Below are 1,322 nucleotides of genomic sequence, written 5' to 3' on the forward strand. Positions count from 1 at the left end.
TCTCGGGTTTACCTTTCGTTACGGTCAAGTGCAAATCCACGAACAGGCGCTAAAGAAATTTAAAGCAAATGTCAGGGAACTCACTAACCGCAACTGGGGGATCTCAATGACCTTACAAATTCATAAACTCACGCAGTATTTACGCGGCTGGGGACACTACTACTTAATAGCCAACGCTTATCAACTAACAGTGGATTTAGATCATTGGATCCGCCGTAGGATAAGGATGTGCTACTGGCGGCAGTGGCGAAAACCTCGTACCAAAGTACGCAGTTTAATGAAACTGGGTGTTAGCGAGCGACTCGCCATAGCCTGTGGTATCACCAGTAAAGGCCCTTGTAGAAGCTCAAAAACAAAAGGAATTAACATTGCGCTAGGTAATGACTATTTAGCATCACAAGGTTTAGTGTCATTGAAAGATATTTGGATCAATATTCATTACGGGAGATGAACCGCCCATTGCGGACCCGCATGATGGGTGGTGTGGGGACTGGAGGTTAGAGACCTCCGGCTACCCGATTATAACTCGATTTCACCGGACACTATTTTTGATACACATTGTTCAGAGTCCATAGTTTGTGAGCTATACCAACATTTTTGAATTGAAGGTTTAAGGACTTCAATTGATTTAGCCGTGAGTCCCTTTTGAGACATTTCGCACTTTTCTTGCGTATAATATTTGAATGAAAGCATATCGTAAGACATTTCATTTACAACATCTGTATTGAAGATCTCTTTACTTAGAGCCTTAATTTGATCTTGCGACAATCCTAATTCAGTTAGACTTTCATGATTTACAACGGCTAAAAAACGCCAATCCATTAAGGCTTCTTCTTTGGCAGATGAGTTTTCAGAAGATTGTCTTGATGCCCACTTCATAGCAACAGCGCCAGAAACAACGCTACTTAGTTTTTCACAGTGTGTCTCAGAGGTTTGAGCTACTTCTTTTTCCGTAGTGCTAGCACAACCAGTTGCCATCAATATTGGCATCAATAATAGAAATTTACGCATCACTTTCCTTAGAGTTATAACGAGGCTGTAGAATAACTCCAACAGCCAAATTCAATTAAAAAACGAGTTCCTGTAATTTACTCTAAGCGTTTTTAAAGCATTAGGTAATGCATTTGGAACTAATAAAACAGGCTGTTTTTATTTAAAAAGAGTAATTCTACAGCCTCAACGAGGCTGTAGAATTACTCTAACAGCCAAATTCAATTAAAAAACGAGCTCCTGTAATTAACTCTAAGCGTTTTTAAAGCATTAGGTAATGCATTTGGAACCCATAAAACAAGCTGTTTTTCTTAAAAAAGAGTAATTCTACA

At 39.3% G+C, this 1,322-nt stretch carries 2 protein-coding genes; one reads left to right on the top strand and one right to left on the bottom strand.

Annotated features, from left to right (window positions below; all coding sequences use genetic code 11):
* The coding region (locus A7967_RS22085; protein ID WP_280138104.1) for a group II intron maturase-specific domain-containing protein at window positions 1-451 on the top strand (451 nt) is incomplete at its 5' end.
* Between the two features lie 68 nt (window positions 452-519).
* Here the strand turns inward: A7967_RS22085 and A7967_RS22090 are convergent.
* Window positions 520-1,011, bottom strand: coding sequence for a death domain-containing protein (locus A7967_RS22090; protein ID WP_006794710.1), 492 nt, complete (start codon window positions 1,009-1,011; stop codon window positions 520-522).
* Between the last annotated feature and the right edge of the window lie 311 nt (window positions 1,012-1,322).

It is taken from the genome of Pseudoalteromonas neustonica (assembly GCF_001653135.1).
GTDB classification, from domain to species: Bacteria; Pseudomonadota; Gammaproteobacteria; order Enterobacterales; family Alteromonadaceae; genus Pseudoalteromonas; species Pseudoalteromonas neustonica.